Source organism: Pseudomonas sp. Je.1.5.c, from assembly GCF_051129895.1.
Taxonomy (GTDB): domain Bacteria; phylum Pseudomonadota; class Gammaproteobacteria; order Pseudomonadales; family Pseudomonadaceae; genus Aquipseudomonas; species Aquipseudomonas urmiensis.
This window is the reverse complement of the sequence record NZ_JBCPSP010000009.1, coordinates 57,220-73,468: the sequence shown is the minus strand read 5'-3', so window position 1 is coordinate 73,468 and position 16,249 is coordinate 57,220. Positions and strand designations below refer to the sequence as shown.

Annotated in this window: 14 protein-coding genes and 1 pseudogene; 7 read left to right on the top strand and 8 right to left on the bottom strand. The window is 61.9% G+C overall.

Going from position 1 to position 16,249, the window contains the following annotated elements; translation table 11 throughout:
• Positions 1-10: 10 nt before the first annotated feature.
• Positions 11-436: a type II secretion system major pseudopilin GspG gene (gspG, locus tag AAZU54_RS09945; protein ID WP_186554309.1), complete on the bottom strand. Its 426-nt coding sequence runs from the start codon at positions 434-436 to the stop codon at positions 11-13.
• Between the two features lie 185 nt (positions 437-621).
• On the opposite strand from gspG, the gene AAZU54_RS09940 reads away from it, so the two are divergent.
• The 4 genes from AAZU54_RS09940 to AAZU54_RS09925 all read left to right on the top strand — a co-directional run bounded on the left by AAZU54_RS09940 (position 622) and on the right by AAZU54_RS09925 (position 5,952).
• Complete coding sequence (locus AAZU54_RS09940; protein WP_186554310.1) at positions 622-1,248, top strand: lytic transglycosylase domain-containing protein; 627 nt, start codon at positions 622-624, stop codon at positions 1,246-1,248.
• Between the two features lie 90 nt (positions 1,249-1,338).
• Positions 1,339-2,793: a sensor histidine kinase gene (locus AAZU54_RS09935; RefSeq protein WP_434727090.1), complete on the top strand. Its 1,455-nt coding sequence runs from the start codon at positions 1,339-1,341 to the stop codon at positions 2,791-2,793.
• Between the two features lie 266 nt (positions 2,794-3,059).
• On the top strand, positions 3,060-4,553 hold the full coding sequence (locus tag AAZU54_RS09930; protein WP_186554312.1) for a sensor histidine kinase: 1,494 nt from the start codon (positions 3,060-3,062) through the stop codon (positions 4,551-4,553).
• On the top strand, positions 4,522-5,952 hold the full coding sequence (locus AAZU54_RS09925) for a sigma-54-dependent transcriptional regulator (protein ID WP_186554313.1): 1,431 nt from the start codon (positions 4,522-4,524) through the stop codon (positions 5,950-5,952). Before AAZU54_RS09930 ends, AAZU54_RS09925 begins: the two co-directional genes overlap by 32 nt.
• 20 nt (positions 5,953-5,972) lie before the next feature.
• Here the strand turns inward: AAZU54_RS09925 and AAZU54_RS09920 are convergent, their stop codons facing one another.
• The 3 genes from AAZU54_RS09920 to AAZU54_RS09910 form a co-directional block, all read right to left on the bottom strand.
• Positions 5,973-6,266, bottom strand: coding sequence for a hypothetical protein (locus AAZU54_RS09920; RefSeq protein ID WP_405129495.1), 294 nt, complete (start codon positions 6,264-6,266; stop codon positions 5,973-5,975).
• 131 nt (positions 6,267-6,397) lie between these two features.
• Positions 6,398-7,750, bottom strand: a complete 1,353-nt coding sequence (locus AAZU54_RS09915; RefSeq protein ID WP_186554314.1) for a GntP family permease — start codon at positions 7,748-7,750, stop codon at positions 6,398-6,400.
• Positions 7,751-7,862: 112 nt separating this feature from the next.
• Entirely contained in the window at positions 7,863-8,402 is a 540-nt protein-coding gene (locus AAZU54_RS09910) for a gluconokinase (protein WP_186554315.1), read from the bottom strand.
• Positions 8,403-8,611: 209 nt separating this feature from the next.
• Between AAZU54_RS09910 and AAZU54_RS09905 the strand changes: the two genes are divergently transcribed.
• The 3 genes and pseudogenes from AAZU54_RS09905 (at position 8,612) to AAZU54_RS09895 (ending at position 11,093) form a co-directional block, all read left to right on the top strand.
• Positions 8,612-9,631, top strand: a complete 1,020-nt coding sequence (locus tag AAZU54_RS09905) for a LacI family DNA-binding transcriptional regulator (protein WP_186554316.1) — start codon at positions 8,612-8,614, stop codon at positions 9,629-9,631.
• Between the two features lie 85 nt (positions 9,632-9,716).
• Positions 9,717-10,556: pseudogene (locus AAZU54_RS09900) on the top strand (PAS domain-containing protein); the annotation flags it as partial.
• Positions 10,557-10,598: 42 nt separating this feature from the next.
• The gene (locus tag AAZU54_RS09895) at positions 10,599-11,093 is read left to right on the top strand and encodes a methyl-accepting chemotaxis protein (protein ID WP_392467266.1); all 495 of its coding nucleotides are present in this window, start codon (positions 10,599-10,601) and stop codon (positions 11,091-11,093) included.
• Here the strand turns inward: AAZU54_RS09895 and AAZU54_RS09890 are convergent.
• The 4 genes from AAZU54_RS09890 to cobM all read right to left on the bottom strand — a co-directional run bounded on the left by AAZU54_RS09890 (position 11,068) and on the right by cobM (position 16,244).
• Positions 11,068-14,334, bottom strand: coding sequence for a transporter substrate-binding domain-containing protein (locus tag AAZU54_RS09890; protein WP_434727122.1), 3,267 nt, complete (start codon positions 14,332-14,334; stop codon positions 11,068-11,070). The genes AAZU54_RS09895 and AAZU54_RS09890 overlap by 26 nt on opposite strands.
• Positions 14,335-14,347: 13 nt before the next feature.
• On the bottom strand, positions 14,348-14,962 hold the full coding sequence (locus AAZU54_RS09885; RefSeq protein WP_186554318.1) for a response regulator transcription factor: 615 nt from the start codon (positions 14,960-14,962) through the stop codon (positions 14,348-14,350).
• A gap of 220 nt (positions 14,963-15,182) precedes the next feature.
• Positions 15,183-15,425: a DUF1272 domain-containing protein gene (locus AAZU54_RS09880; protein ID WP_264232596.1), complete on the bottom strand. Its 243-nt coding sequence runs from the start codon at positions 15,423-15,425 to the stop codon at positions 15,183-15,185.
• 66 nt (positions 15,426-15,491) lie between these two features.
• Positions 15,492-16,244, bottom strand: a complete 753-nt coding sequence (cobM, locus tag AAZU54_RS09875) for a precorrin-4 C(11)-methyltransferase (RefSeq protein ID WP_312153719.1) — start codon at positions 16,242-16,244, stop codon at positions 15,492-15,494.
• Positions 16,245-16,249: the final 5 nt, after the last annotated feature.

Sequence of the window (16,249 nt, the reverse complement as noted above, 5' to 3'; positions counted from 1 at the left end):
GTCGCTCTCCTTACTGCCAGCTGGTGACTTCGGCGTTTTCCCCATCGCCTCCGGGCTGGCCATCCTTGCCCATCGACAGCAGGTCGTACTCGCCACCGTTTTCGCCGGGTTGGCGGTAGATATAGGCGCGGCCCCAGGGGTCTTGAGGCACGGCTTTTTGCAGGTATGGGCCCGACCAGCGTGCCTCGCCGCTCGGCGCACTGACCAGGGCCTGCAAGCCTTGCTCGCTATTGGGGTAGTGACCGACTTCCAGGCGATACAGGTCCAGGGCTTTGCTTAGCCCTTCGATCTGGGCGCGGGCCACTTTCGCTTCGGAGCGGCCGAGTTGGCTGAAGTACTTGGGTGCGACGATGCCGGCCAGCAAGCCGAGCACCACCAGCACCACCAACAATTCAAGCAGGGTGAAGCCTCTCTGGGCGTTGGATCTGCGCTGCATGGTGAAACCCTCCAGTGCGGTTAGGCAGTTCTCGCAAGGCCTTATGCAACTGTCGTGCACGTCTGCCTCGCGGCCTTGCGCCATGGGCCATGGCAAGCGGCACAGTGCTTGCGTGAGAGGTTCAAACCTCGGGTTTTCCGGGGCATATCCCCCACATCGGGGGCCACGACGGGGAGGTGACCGACATGCGTGGAATTATCCTGGGACTGATCTGGCTAGCGGCGGGTGCTGCTCAGGCCGATGTGTATATCTCCATCGATGCCAAGGGCGGCTATGTGTTATCCAACGTGCATCGGCCAGGACGCCACTATGAGCGGGTGATCAGCGAAGTCGCGGCGCTGTCCGGGCCGGCCAACGCGCAATTGGTCACCGGCCGGCCTTATGCCGACGAGGTTGCCGCCGCCGCGCGTACCCACGACGTGCCTCAGGCTTTGCTGCATGCCTTGATCAAGGCCGAGTCGGGCTACAACCCCAAGGCACGTTCGCCCAGAGGCGCGGTTGGGCTGATGCAACTGATGCCCGATACGGCCAAGGAGATGGGTGTTAAGGATGCGTTGGACCCGGCCGCCAATGTGCAGGGTGGGGCGCGCTACCTCAAGCGCATGCTCAAGTTGTTCGACAATGACATCACCTTGGCGGTGGCCGCTTACAACGCAGGCCCCGAGGCCGTGCTGAGCCGTGGCCGGGTAGTGCCTCCGTTCGCCGAAACCCGCCGTTATGTGCCTAACGTGCTGCGTGAATACCGAAAGCTGCAGGGTTTGGCTGATGACGCGCCGCTGAGCGCCCAGATTGGCCGGCAGCAGGGTCTGTAGCGGGACCGGCGCGAAATCAGTCAATTGCCATCATGGTTTCCCCAACACTGGGCTATAACCTCTTACAGGTGCCCAGTTGTGGAGTCCGCCATGGACCTCGTCCCTCGTCCAGACACGCTTGAAGTGCCCGCAAGCGCTGATGGGGGCGCAAGCCGCAAGCCCTTCGACCTGTTGCGCTGGTATGCCTGGGTAAGCCTGGCGATCATCGTCTCGGTTGCAGCCGGACTTGGGCTGATCTCCAGCCGGTTCATCATTGATGAAAGCGTCGAGCGCGATGCGCTGCTCACCGCCCAGTTCATTACCTCCATCGCCGATGCCGAGGTACGCCATGTTGCGATCCCTAATGTGCGCAGCATGGGCGAATTACTCGATCCACGCACCGACCAGGACATGCCCGATGTCGACCCGGATGCGCGGCGCAAGGCCCGCGGCGAGTTTCTCGATCACATCGCCCACTTGCCAGATGTACTGTTGGCCAACATCTACGCACCCGATCGCACGGTGATCTGGTCGAGCAACCCGGCCTTGACCGGCAAGATCATCGAATCGGACGACGACCTGGAGCGCGCTTTCGAATACAAGATGCGCGTCTCAGCCAGCTACCACGACATTGACGATGCGCGCAGCGAGCAGAAGTTTGTCACCCCGCCACAGCAGCTGTTCATCGAAAACTACATACCGTTGTTCGATGCCGACGGTGAGCGGGTCACCGCCATGGTGGAAATCTACAAGGAGCCGCATGACCTGATCGTGCGCATCGAGCACGGGCTGTTGTTGATCTGGCTGGCCATCGCGGTGGGCGCTGGGCTGGTCTATGTCGGCTTGTACGGCATCATGCGCCGGGCCTCAAAGGTGATGGCGGTGCAGCAAAAGCGCCTGATCAGTAACGAGACCTACGTGGCGCTGGGCGAGATGTCCTCGGCGGTGGCCCACAGCCTGCGCAACCCATTGGCCAGCATTCGCTCCAGTGCTGAGCTGGCCCAGGTGTTCGACGAGGGGCCGGCGCAGAAGAACGTCAACGATATCATCAGCCAGGTCGACCGCATGTCGCAGTGGGTGCGGCAACTGCTGCAATCGTTGCGGCCACTGAATGATGACGCAGTCCCGGTGGATCTAACCCAGGCGCTGCAAGAGAGCCTGCAAACGTTCGCCGTGCCGCTGGTTCGGGCGGGGGTGAGCCTGGAGCTCAAGCCGTTGCCGGCGGTGCGGGTGTTCGGCCAGCCGGCCTTGCTGGGGCAGATCTTCAGCAGCCTGATCGCCAACGCGTTGGAGTCGATGGAGCAGGGCGGGCAGCTGCGCGTTGAGGTCGTACGGCGTGATCGGCGCAGCCTGACCTTGCGTATCTCCGATACAGGCAAAGGCATGAGCGAGCAGCAGCAGCGCCTGGCCTTCCAGCCATTTTTTACCACCAAGCAAGGCGGGCTGGGCGTGGGGCTGGTGTTGGTCAAACGGATCATGGAGCGCTTTGGCGGATCAGTCAGGCTGAGCAGTTACGAAGGCAAGGGCACCCGAGTGTCACTGAGTTTTCGAGTCATCCACGATTGAAGCAATGCCTTAGATTCTCTATATAAAGATATGATTTATAAGGATTAATTAATTTTGGGTGAAAAATACCCATTATTGGGGAATACGACTGATATTTAGCATTAGATATGCATCCTAAGTTACTGAAAATAAACATAATAATGAGTTATGAATTCTTGGCTGATTTCTTGCTGCATGAACGTACCGACCAGCGGCCGCTGCAACGCTAGCGGCAAAGTGATATCACCCTGCTACGCACGGTAGCAGTTCAAGGCGGGAATTACGCGATGCAGACGCTGGAAAACAATGCGCCAGACACGTCTTCGACGCCCTCCAGTGAGCTGGCTGTGCCGCCGCGCGAGTTCAATCTGCTGCGCTGGTTCTCGCTGATCAGCCTGTTGATCATCACCGCCGTGGCAGGCAGCCTGGGTTATGTCTCGACCCGCTTCGTGGTGCGAGACAGCGTTGAGCGCGATGCCATGCTCACCGCTCAGTTCATCCAGGCCATGGCCCAGGCGGAAGTGCGCCATTCGCAGCTACCACCGGGCACCACCATGGGCGAACTGCTTGACCCGCGCCTTGACGATCAGCACCTGCAGGTACCGGCGGCGCTGGCCAAGTCCACTCGTGAAGAGTTTCTCGATCACGTCGAGCACCTGCCTGACACCCTGCTGGCCAATGTCTATGCCCGCGACCGGACGATCGTATGGTCGACCAACCCGCAACTGATCGGCAAGCGCATCGAAGTCGACAGTGACCTGGACCACGCATTTCGCTCGCGCAAACCGGTCTCGGCCAGTTATCACAAGGCCGAAGAAGACCGCGAGGAGCAAAAATTCCAGCGTGAACCGCAATACCTGTTCATCGAGAACTACATCCCCTTGTTCGACAGCCAAGGTGAGCAGGTCTTGTCGATGGTGGAAATTTACAAGGAACCGGTAGATTTGATCCGCCGCATCCAGCGCGGCTACGTGCTGATCTGGGCCTCGACCCTGGTCGGTGGGGCGCTGATCTATTTCGGGCTGTTCTGGATCGTGCGCCGCGCCGCCGGCATGCTGCATCACCAGCAGGAACGCTTGGTCGCCAGCGAGACCTACGTGGCGCTGGGCGAGATGTCCTCGGCAGTGGCCCATAGCTTGCGCAACCCGCTGGCCAATATCCGCTCCAGTGCCGAGCTTGCCCAGGAAATCGCCAACGAGCCGGCACGCAAGAACATTGCCGACATCATCAGCCAGGTTGATCGCATGTCGCGCTGGGTGCGTGACCTGCTGGTATCACTGCGTCCAACCAGTGACGAAGCAGAGCCGGTCGACCTGGTTGCAGCCATCGAAGACACCCGCCTGGCCTTCGCCCAGCAGATCGAACGCAACGGCGTGCAGTTCAGCTACGAGGGCGCGGCGCAGTACTGGGTGGCCAGCCAGTCGTTGCAACTGACGCAAATTCTCAACAGCCTGTTCGCCAACGCCGTAGAAGCCATGCCCAAGGGTGGTCGGCTCAGCGCACAGCTGAGTGAGCTGGAAGGGCAGCAGGTGCAACTGCTGCTCAGTGACACCGGCAAGGGCATGAGCCAGCAGCAGGAGCGGATGGTGTTCAAGCCGTTCTTCACCACCAAGCAGGGCGGCCTCGGGGTGGGGTTGGTCCTGGTCAAGCGCATCATGGAACGATTTGGCGGCTCGGTCAGCCTGAGCAGTCGCGAAGAGGAAGGAACCCGGGTCTGCCTGATCTTCAATATTGCAGTGGGAGAGCACCATGGAGCACAGCATCCTGGTAGTCGAGGATGACGAAATCCTCGCCGACAACATCCGCACCTACCTGAACCTCAAGGGGTTCGAAGTGACGGTCTGCCACAGCGCCGAGCTGGCCCTGGAGCAGATCAGTCGTGCCCAGCCGGACGCGGTGCTCACCGACAACTCGTTGCCGGGCATGAGTGGTCACGACCTGCTGCGTAATCTGGTGGCGCAGGCGCCGGAGCTCAAAGTGATCATGATGACCGGCTACGGCAATGTCGAAGATGCCGTGCTGGCGATGAAAGAAGGCGCCTTTCATTATCTTACCAAGCCGGTGGTGTTGGCTGAGCTCAAGTTGATGCTGGAAAAGGCCCTGGCCACCGAGCGGATGGAGCGCACCTTGTCGTTCTATCAAGAGCGCGAGGCGCAAAAGTCTGGCCTGCAGGCGCTGATTGGCGAGTCGGCACCCATGCACAACCTCAAGCACACCCTGCGCCAGTTGCTCGATGCCGAACGGCGCATGGCCAGCGATGACCTGCCGCCGGTGTTGATCGAGGGCGAGACCGGAACCGGCAAAGAGCTGGTGGCGCGCGCCCTGCACTTTGATGGCATGCGCAGCAAGGGCCCGTTCATCGAGTTCAACTGTGCCTCGATCCCGGCCAACCTGCTTGAGGCCGAGCTGTTCGGCCATGAGAAAGGCGCCTTTACCGATGCCAAGGAGCGGCGGTTAGGCTTGGTCGAGGCCGCCGATGGCGGCACATTGTTCCTCGATGAGATCGGTGAGATGGACCTGGTGCTGCAAGCCAAGCTGCTCAAGCTGCTGGAAGACCGCAGCATCCGTCGGATTGGCGCGGTCAAGGAGCGCAAGGTCGACCTGCGGGTGATCAGTGCCACCAACTGCAACCTGGAGCAGATGGTCCAACAGGGCAAGTTTCGACGCGACCTGTTCTTCCGCCTGCGCATCATTGCCCTCAAAGTGCCCAGGCTGTATGCGCGCGGCCAGGATATCTTGCTGCTGGCGCGACACTTCCTGGCCCATCACGGGCGCCGCTACGGCAAGCCCAACCTGCGTTTCTCGGCCGAGGCCGAATCGCTGATGCTTGGCTACAGTTGGCCGGGCAATGTGCGCGAGCTGCGCAATATGCTTGAACAAACGGTATTGCTGGCGCCCAGCGAAGTGATTGCCGCGCATCAGTTGAACTTGTGCCTGACCTTGATCGACGAGCCACAGGCGCAGCCACAGCCCATGCTCAGCGCCTATGAAGCGCCACGGCATGAGGCCGACCCAGGTAGCAGTCTGCCGGAGATGGAGCGTGACCTGGTGTGCCGTACGCTCGACCGCACCGATTGGAACGTGACCAAGTCGGCGCGTCTGCTTGGGCTGTCACGCGACATGCTGCGCTACAAGATCGAAAAGCTTGGCCTGAGCCGTCCAGACAAGCGTCAGTGGTGATGCCAGCGGGCCCGGATCAGTCAGGGCTTGCTGCTGCCGCCTTCGCCCTGGCGGCCGGTACCCTCTGAGCCGGTGTCACCCATTCCGGGCAGATCGCGGTTTTCATTGCGCTCGGCGGGCGGGCTGTCTGGATCGTTACCTTGGATCCGTGGATCGGTATCGCGAGGCACAGGTGTCTCGATGGGGTTCAAGGTGCTATCGACGCCGGGCACAGGTGCCGGATTGTGGGGGTCGTCGGGGTAGGTCGTGCCGGTGCCAGCTGCCAGGGCCAAGGGCGAGGCGAGCAGGGCTGCGAGTAGCAGGGCGTGTTTCATGGGCAGGCTCCTTTGCATCGAGATAGTGGCTGCCTGGGCCAACGTCATCGCGGGGGCGTCGACGTTCGCCAGGCTTCTACCTCAGTTGGGCCATGCCCGATGGAGCGGGGTGCCATCACCCCGATCAACGGTCACACCACTTGGGCCAACAGCATGATGAAGATGATGCCCACCACCGAAAGGATGGTTTCCATCATGCTCCAGGTCTTGAAGGTCTCGGCCACGGTCATGTTGAAGTACTGCTTGACCAGCCAGAAGCCTGCATCGTTGACGTGAGAGAGGATCAGCGAGCCGGCGCCGGTGGCCAGTACCAGCAGTTCGCGGTTGACCCCGGGCACCAGGTCGACCACGGGTGCGACGATGCCGGCGCCGGTAATGGTCGCCACGGTTGCCGAACCGGTAGCGATGCGAATCACCGCCGCCACCAGCCAGGCCAGCATGATCGGCGAGATTTCTGCCTGCACGGCCATTTGCCCGATCACGTTGCCCACACCAGTATCCACCAGCATCTGCTTGAAACCGCCGCCAGCGCCGACGATGAGCACGATCGCTGCGGTCGGCGCCAGGCTCTGGTCGAGCATCTTCATGATTTGTTGGCGCGAGAAGCCGCGGGCCGAGCCGAAGGTGTAGAACGCCAGCAGCAGGGCAGCGAGCAGGGCGGTGATCGGGTGCCCGATCAGGTCCATCCACTGCCGCACGATGTGTTCGGCGGGCAGCACCACGTCAGCGAAGGTCTTGAGCAGCATCAGCACCACCGGCAGCAGCACGGTGATCAGGGTCACGCTGAAGCTGGGCAGGTTGCGCTGGTCGGACTCCTTGGCGATCTGGTCCATCAGCTCCTGGGACGGGTTGCCGGGGATGTAGCGGGAAATGAAGTTACCGAACAGGGGGCCGGCGATCACCGCCGTGGGCAGTGCCACCAGCAGGCCGTAGAAGATGGTCTTGCCGATGTCGGCGTGGAAGATGCCGATCGCCAGCAATGGCCCTGGATGCGGCGGCACCAGGCCGTGCACAACCGACAGGCCGGCCAGCAGCGGGATACCGATCTTCACCAGCGACACCCCGGAACGGCGGGCGACGATGAATACCAGCGGGATCAGCAGCACGAAGCCGATCTCGAAGAACAGCGGGATGCCCACCAGGAAGGCCGCGAACATCATCGCCCAGTGCACCTTCTGTTTGCCGAAGGCGCGGATCAGGGTCTGGGCGATCTGGTCGGCACCGCCAGAGTCAGCCATCAGCTTGCCGAGCATGGTGCCCAGCGCCAGGACGATGCCGACAAAGCCGAGCACACCGCCAAAGCCGTCCTGGAACGACTTCATGACCTTGGCCACCGGCATGCCTGAGGTCAGGCCGAGAAAGCCTGCGGCCAGGGTCAGGGCGACGAAGGGGTGAACCTTGAAATGGGTGATCAGCAGGATGAGCCCGATGATGGTCACCAGGGCATCGAGTAGCAGGAAGGTATCAGTAGCCAGTCCGAACATGGTTCATGAGCCTCGGTCTTGTCTTTGTTTTTAGGCGGAGCATTGGTGCAACTCTAGACGCCATCAAGCGTCGGGGTAGCGCTGTCTTTGGTGAGCCGGAAAAACCGCCCGCTCAGGCGGTCCGCGCCAATGTCCGCTCACCGCAGGGCTTTAGCCAGTCATTGACGGTTTCAGCCAAGGCGGCGACGGGACGGGTAGCGTCCAGCGGCAAGGTCAGGGGTTCGCCATGGGGCGGCTCAAGGGCGGCAAACTGGCTTTCGATCAGGCTGGCCGGCATGAAGTGGCCAGGTCTGGCGAGCACGCGCTTTTCGGCTTCGGCAGGGGTCAGCTCGAGGAACACGAAGCCCAGGTCCGGCACCGCGTGGCGCAGGGCATCGCGATAGCGGCGCTTGAGCGCAGAGCAGGTGAGGATTGGCCGTTCGCCGGATTTGAGCGTGGCCTGCAGCTCTTCTCCCAGGCGGATTAGCCAACCGGCACGGTCATCGTCGTCCAGGGGAATGCCGGCGCTCATCTTTTCGATATTGGCGGCCGGGTGGAAGGCATCGCCTTCAATCAGGCGGCCGCCGCTTCGCGTAGCAATAGCGGCGCCGATGCTGCTTTTACCGCAGCCGGCCACGCCCATTACCACAATCGCGGACAGGGGAGAGTTCATCAGTACCTCCTGCGGGGTAAGATAGCGCTGTCTCAGCTCTGGCAAGGAGTGATTGCGGGCGCCACCCTCCCGGGTGTTATTAGTCTTGTCTAACGCAGTATGGCCGTTGGACACGGGCTTGCTACCAAAGATTACATTGCCTGTGTCCTGGGACAGCGCTACCTTAGTGGCCGTTCCCTATCCTGGCAAGTAGTAAAATTACAACATCCATGTCCCGCACCGGCTCCCGTACTACAGGTCGCCCGACCCTGGCTGAAGTGGCCAGGCTTTCCGGCGTATCCCCCATTACCGCATCCCGTGCCTTGCGCGGCGTCAGTACCGTGGCCCCAGAACTGGTGGAAAAGGTCCTCAGCGCTGCCGCCAGCTTGGGCTATATCGCCAACCCGGCGGCCCGGGCGTTGGCCTCGGCGCGTAGCCACTCGGTGGTGGTGCTGATTCCGTCGCTGTCCAACCAGCTGTTCATCGATACCCTGGAAGCCATCCATGAGGTGATGCGTCCACGCGGTCTGGAAGTGCTGATCGGTAACTATCACTACGATATTGCCGAAGAAGAGAACCTGATTCGCAACTATCTGGCTTATCAACCCTGTGGGGTGCTGCTCACTGGCTTTGATCGCAGCGAAGCGGCAAGGCAGTTGCTGACCGCCAGCCGAGTGCCCTGTGTGCACATGATGGAGCTTGGTGGTGACGCCGGCGCGGTGTCGGTTGGTTTCTCGCAGCAACAGGCCGGGCGCGCTGCTGCGCGGCACCTGATCGAACGCGGCCGGCGGCGTCTGGCGTTCATCGCTGCGCAGCTCGATCCGCGGGTGCTGCAGCGTGCCGAAGGGTTTCGCCAGGCCTTGGCTGAAGCCGGCATGCAGGCGCCTGAGCTGGAAGTGCTGGCGCCGCAGCCGTCGTCGATTGGCCTAGGCGGGGAGCTGTTTAGCCGCTTGCTGGCCCAGGCGCCGGATGTCGACGGGATCTTCTTCTGTAACGACGACCTGGCCCAGGGTGCAGTCTTGCAGGCATTGCGCCAAGGCATCGAGGTGCCGCGGCAAGTGGCGATGGTCGGTTTCAACGACCTGCCGGCCTCAGCCCATATGGTCCCGCCCTTGACCTCGATTCGCACGCCGCGCGCTGCGGTCGGACGGGCGGCTGCGCAGGCACTGCTGGCCATGCTCGACGGCAAGCGCGTGGCCAGCGAGCAGCAGGATCTGGGCTTCGAGTTGGTGGTGCGCGAAAGCAGCTGATGCGCATGCTCTGCTTCGTTCGGGCTGCGTTGCAGCCCGTTCACGCGGCGCACGGTTAATCCTAAAGTGATAGCAGATTGCTTGCATGGCGTCGGCGCCGATCTATGCTCAGGGCATCCCGTGGATGAAGGAGCCCGGCGTCATGTTCGAATACCATCGCAAGTCCGACCTCGTCGAGATTCAGCGTTGCCGCCAGGCCTTGGCGGGTATGGAGGCGAAGTTGGCGGCGGTCAGCCGTTCCATGGCCATGATCGAGTTCGCCCCTGACGGCACCATCCTCGGCGCCAACGACAACTTCTGCAAAGCCATGGGCTATAGCGCTGAAGAGATCAGCGGTAAACATCACCGCCTGTTCTGTGACCCGGCCTATGCCAAAACTGCCGAGTACCAGCAGCTGTGGCGTGAACTGGGCCAGGGCAAGGCGATCAGTGGCACCTTCGAGCGGGTCGACAAGGCTGGCCGCGAAGTGTGGCTGGAAGCTAGCTATATGCCGGTGCTGGATGAGCGCCAACAGGTTACCAGTGTGATCAAGGTGGCGTCCGATATCAGCCGGCGGGTGCTGGAGGAGCATGAAAGCGAAAGCCTGCTCAAGGCGATCGGTCGCTCGATGGCGATCATCGAGTTCACCCCGCAAGGCCGGGTGATCAAGGCCAACCAGAACTTCCTCGACACCATGGGCTATCGGCTCGAAGAAGTCGTCGGTCGCCATCATGGCTTGTTCTGCCTGGCGCATGAGCGCGAGTCGGCCGAGTACCGGGAGTTCTGGGCCTCTCTGAACCGCGGCGAGTACCACTCCCATCGTTTTGAACGGGTCAACAAGCGCGGCGATACGGTGTACCTGGAGGCTTCGTATAATCCGATTTTCGACAGCAAGGGCCGGCTGTACAAGGTAGTCAAGTTCGCCAGTGATATCACGGCTCAGGTCAGCACCCAGCAGAGTGCCGCCGACGCCGCCCATGCCAGTTCCGTGCAGACCGACGCCTGCGCCCGCAAAGGCAGCGATGTGGTGCAGCAGACGGTGCAGGTGATCGAGCAGATTTCCCAGGAGTTGAGCGATGCCGCGCGCACCATCGATGCGGTGAGTAAGCAGTCGGAAGTAATTGGCCAGATTGTCCTGACCATCCGGGGTATCGCTGATCAGACCAACCTGTTAGCGCTCAACGCCGCGATCGAGGCGGCCCGTGCAGGCGAGCACGGTCGTGGCTTTGCCGTGGTCGCTGACGAGGTACGCAGCCTGGCGGCGCGCACGAGCAAGGCTACCTTGGAGATCGTTGATGTGGTGCGCCAGAACCACGACCTGTCGCTGACTGCGGTGGCCAGCATGCAGTCGAGCCTGTCGCGCACTGGGCGCGGAGTAGCGTTGGCCAACGAGGCGGGTACGGTGATCCAGGAAATTCAACAGGGATCGCGGCATGTGGTCGATGCCATCAGCCAGATCAGCTCGACGTTGCAATTGCATTAAGGTTTTCGCGCAGCTCTCGTTGCAGCGTCTGCAGGCTGGCCTCCAGGCGCTGGAGCAGTTTCAAGGTGGATTCGTGGTGGCTGATGGCCTGTTCCACGGCCTCGCAATCGCGCACCACGCCCCTGACTTTAAGCATCTTTGCTCCGCCTTTGATCCGATGCACCAAGGTTCGCACAGCGTCTTCGCGCGGTGCTGGGCCTAAGGCGCGTAAGCCCTGCAGGTCTTCGCTGGCGCTCTGTGCCAGCTGCTCAAGCAGGCGTCTGATCAAGGTGGCGTCATCCTGGGTCAGGTGGCGCAGTTCATCGAGGTTAAAGCCGCTGCTGCTCAACCCAGGCTCTGCCTCGGGCGGTTGGACCAGCGGCAGGTGCGCCTTGATGGTTTGCAAACCGATAGGCTTGAACAGGCAGTCGTCCATGCCACTGGCCAGGCAGCGTTCACGTTCTTCGACCTGGGCATTGGCGGTGACGCCGAGGATCCGGCAAGGAGGGCGGTTAGTGAGTTTTTCCGCGGCGCGTATGCGCTGCGTCAGTTCATGGCCATCCATCACCGGCATGCTGCAGTCGGTGATCACCAGGTCAAACTGGCCTGTTTGCCAGAGGCCGAACGCCGCCTGGCCATGCTCGGCCAGCGTCACATGATGGCCCAAAGTGGAGAGCTGCTTGTCTAGCAACAGCAGGTTGGCTGGGTAGTCGTCAACCACCAGGATGTTCAGCGGCCCGCCCTGGTCGATGGGTTCAGCTTCGGCTGGCTCGACCTCGGCAGGCGCCTGGGCGGTTGTCAGTTGCAGTGTCACCTCGACTTTGGTGCCCATGCCCTCGACGCTTTGCAGGGTCAACTTGCCGCCCATCAATTCGGCCAGGGTGCGGCTGATTACCAGGCCTAAGCCTGCGCCCTGGCGCGCACGTGGTCCGTCTACCTGGGCGAAGCTATTGAACAACTTGGCCTGGTCGGCGGGGCTGATGCCCACGCCGCTATCTTGCACACAGAGCGTGACCTGTACGGGCTGGTTGGCTTGCCCGGCAGCCGCCGACAGGCGCACCAGAATTTCACCGCGATCGGTGAACTTGATCGCGTTGCTCAGCAGGTTGGACAGCACTTGCTTGAGGCGCAATGGATCGGCCTGCAGCCAAAGCGCCTGCTCGGGCAGCTCGGTGCGCAGGTGCAGGCCCTTGATGCGGGCATTGCCATCGAACACCCGAACCGTTGCGCGGACCAGCTCGACCAGATCGGTCGGTGCCGGTTGCAAGGTCATGTGACCGGATTCGATGCGGGAAATATCGAGGATATCGCCGATCAGCTCGAGCAGGCCGACAGCCGAGTCATGCGCAGTCTGTAAGGTGTGGGGGTCGCTTTGGCCATTTTGGGCGTCCTCCAGTGCCAACTCCAGCAAGCCGATCACCGCATTCATTGGCGTGCGGATTTCGTGGCTCATGGTGGCCAGGAAGGTGCTTTTGGTCTGGCTGGCCTGTTCGGCGTCGTCCTTGGCCTGGCGCAGTTGTTCGAGCAGGCCGCGGCTCAGTGCCAACTGGGCCTGCAGTGCACCTTGAGCCTCGGTACGTTGATGAATCAATTTGCGCAGGTAGCTGTTCCAGAACACCACGCCTGCCAGCAGCAGCGCGGCAAGGATCAATACCTGCAAAGCCAGGGTGCGGTAATTGCGCCACGGGCTGTCACTGACCAGAGTGCTGCTGCGCCAGCGGTTGACCAGTTGGTCCATCTCGTCGGGGGGAATGCTGAGCAAGGCTTTGTTGAGGATGCTTTGCAGCTCGACCAGCTCGGGTGCGACGGCGAACGCAGCACTCGCTGGATCGTCGTTTTGCAGGCCGGCAATTCGCAGCTTGCCTTTGAACACCTGGCCAATGTAATAACCGGCATTGATCAGGCTGCTCAGGGCCACATCGGCTTCACCATTGGCTACCGCTTCCATCAAGCCCAGTGGGGTGTTCACTTCGACAAAGCGGGCATGGGCGTACTGGGCCTGGAGCAAGGCGCGCTGGGGCGAGCCGCGGATCAACGCGACCCGCTTGCCTTCCAGCGAGCGCGAACCTGCCGGCCACGCCATATCCGCGCGGGTCACCAAGACCCGCGGGCTGACCAGGTATGGGCGGGTGTAGCGCAGGCGGGCGGCTCGGTCGCCGCCGTAGCCCAAGGCGCCGATCATCTGCGCCTCACCTTGGGCGACCTGTTCGACCATCGCCTGCACCGAGTCGACTTCGACGCAATTGAACTGCAGGCCGGTGCGCAGGCTGATTTGCCGGAGCAGGTCCATGGTGATGCCGGTAGGGCGTTGCTGGCTGTCGTTGAAGGTCAGCGGGGCCAGGGACGGATTGACCAGCACGCGCACCACCGGGTGGCGGGTAATCCACTCTTGTTCGGCGGTAGTCAGGGCCGCCACCCGGCGCTGCATCAGCAGGCTGGTATTGCCGCTGCTCCAGCGTCGCAGAATATTCAGGCGTTCGCTGTCGGTGATTCTGTCGAGCGCATTATCCACCAATCGGCGCAACTGGGTGTTTTCATTGGCCAAGGCGAAGGCAAAGAACTCAGCAGGCAGGGGCGAGAAGTGATCTACCCGAATCTGCCCTTGGTAGCTCTTGCCGATCAAGTAGTCGGTGCTGATGGCATCGCCCAGGTAGGCATCCACCTCGCCCAGCGCCACAGCCGAGAGGCCTGCCAGGGTCGAGCGATAGAGCGACAGCTGCGCCTGGGGATAGTGCGCGCGCACCATTTCGGTTGGCAGGTAGTGATCGACCATCGCCAGGCGCAGGCCGGCGAGCGCGTTGCTTTGATTGAGGGTGTGCCCTTGGCGGCTGACGATCACCGGCAAGTCATCGGCATACGGCTGGCTCAGGCTCAGTTGGGCCTCGACCGCTTCGAAGGCATTGGAGCTGCCTAAAAGATCGATGCGCCCTTCATGCAGGGCGGCGATCGCCTCGTCGCGGCTGGGAAAGCGCCGTACCTCGATGGGAATGCCCAGCTGTTCGGCGATAAGTCCCGCGTAATCGGCGCTCAAGCCCTCATAGTCGGCCTGATCAATGTTGATTTCAAAAGGCGGATAGTCAGGGCGAGAGCTGCCCAGCACCAACACCTTGCGCTTATCGAGCCAGTCACGATCTTGCTGATCCAGCACCAGCGGCGGGGCCGCGCTTGCCGAGCGGGCCAGTAGCTGGCGGACTTCGCCTTCGGCATGGGCCAGCGTGGCGAGGCTGATCGCCAGCATCATTGCCAGTAGAGCGCCCCTGATCATGTGCGCAGGTTCAGTTGACGTTATTGCGCTTGGCAAGGTCGACCATCTCAACCAGCGATTCGGATTTGAGCTTTTCCATGATCCTTCCGCGGTAGGTACTGATGGTCTTGGCACTGAGGTTCATGCGTTCGCCGATCGACTTGTTGTTTTCGCCTCGGCTCAAACGACGCAGAACTTCCATCTCTCGGTTGGATAGGCTGCCCAGGCGCACGTTTTCGTTTTCCAGCGAGTTGCTGTTGACCGACATCTGCGGAAAGGTCGAATAACCCTTGACCAGTGCCTTGAGGGCGAACACCAAGGATTCGGTGTCTTCATCCTTGTTGACGAAGGCGGCGATGCCTGCATCCAGGCAGCGGCGTACGTAGAGATCGGCGGGTTGTCCGGTCAGCACCAGAATTTTTGGCGCAGGTTCCAGCAACTGCAAACGCTTGATCACTTCCATGCCGTCCAGGCCCGGCAGGCCGATGTCGAGAATCACCACTTGGGGCGAGAGTTTGCGCGCTTGTTGTACCGCTTCAATGCCGTTGCCGGCCTCACCGATCACCTGGAAACGTTCACGCTCCAGCAACATGCGTACGGCCATCCTTACGGTTGGGTGGTCATCGACCATCAGCACGGTTGTCATTGGGAAACTCCTGTCGGAAATTTAGTCCGTTTCCTGAATCACCCAGGAATACGTCTGTAGGGCCTGCCCGGCAGCGCGCAAGATACGTCGATTCAGAATCCTTGGTAATGGCGAGTATAGGTGCGTTGAAAAAACGCGGAGGGTCTGTTGAAAAAGCCTACAAAAAAGAGCGGTTTTGCACGCCCCGGCAAGCGATTTGGCTCACCGGAGCGTGTAGGGATCAGGCGCAGGCGGGGTGCGGTTTTACGATGCGTTGCGTCGAAGCGGGATTATTACTCAGCGCCGTGCCGACCCGGCTGGGCCTGGCCAGCAGCTGGCCCGAGCAATTTGGGCAGCGCCCCTGAAAACGCTGCTCGGCGCAGGCCTGGCAGAAGGTGCATTCGAATGAGCAAATCAGCGCCTGGGTGCTTTCTGCGGGCAAGTCGACATCGCAGCATTCGCAGTTGGGGCGTAGCTCGAGCATGGGCATGACTCCGGTGGGCGAGAGGTAGACCGCAGTCTGCTACGCCAGCCGCGCGCCTGGCAACGCTCAGTTGCCAGGACGATACAGGTGGGCATGGCCGGCCCGGTACAGGGCCGAGTCGCTGAAGGGGGCATCGCCCAGCACATGGCCAACCAGGATCAGCGCGGTGCGCCGGAAGTCCTTGGCCGAGGCGCGTTCGACGATGTCCTGCAACGTGCCCTGGACCCAGTCCTGATCTGGCCAGGAGGCCCGATGAATCACGGCAATCGGGCAGTCGGGGCCATAGTGCGGCAGCAGCTCGGCGACGATCCGTGGCAAGTGCTTGACGCCCAGGTGGATGGCCAAGGTGCTGCCGTGCCGGGCCAGGTCCGCCAGTTGCTCGCCAGCGGGCATCGGTGAGCGGTCGCCGTAGCGGGTGAGGATCACGGTCTGGGCGACCCCGGGCAAGGTCAGTTCGCAGCCAAGCAGGGCGGCGCTGGCGGCGGTGGCGGTGACGCCCGGGATGATCTGGTAGTCGATGCCCAGCTCGCGCAGGCAGCGGATCTGCTCGCCAATGGCCCCATACAGACTTGGATCGCCGCTGTGCACGCGGGCCACATCCTGGCCTTTGGCATGGGCTGTACGGATGGCGCTGATGATCTGCTCCAAGTGCAGCTCGGCGCTGTTGATCAGTGTTTCGGCGCGGTGGCCTTCGAGCACGGCGGCCGGTACCAAGGAGCCGGCGTAGATGATCACCGGGCACTGGCGGATCAGGCGCTGGCCTTTGACCGTGATCAGTTCCGGGTCGCCGGGGCCGGCGCCGATGAAGTAGACCGTCATGGAAA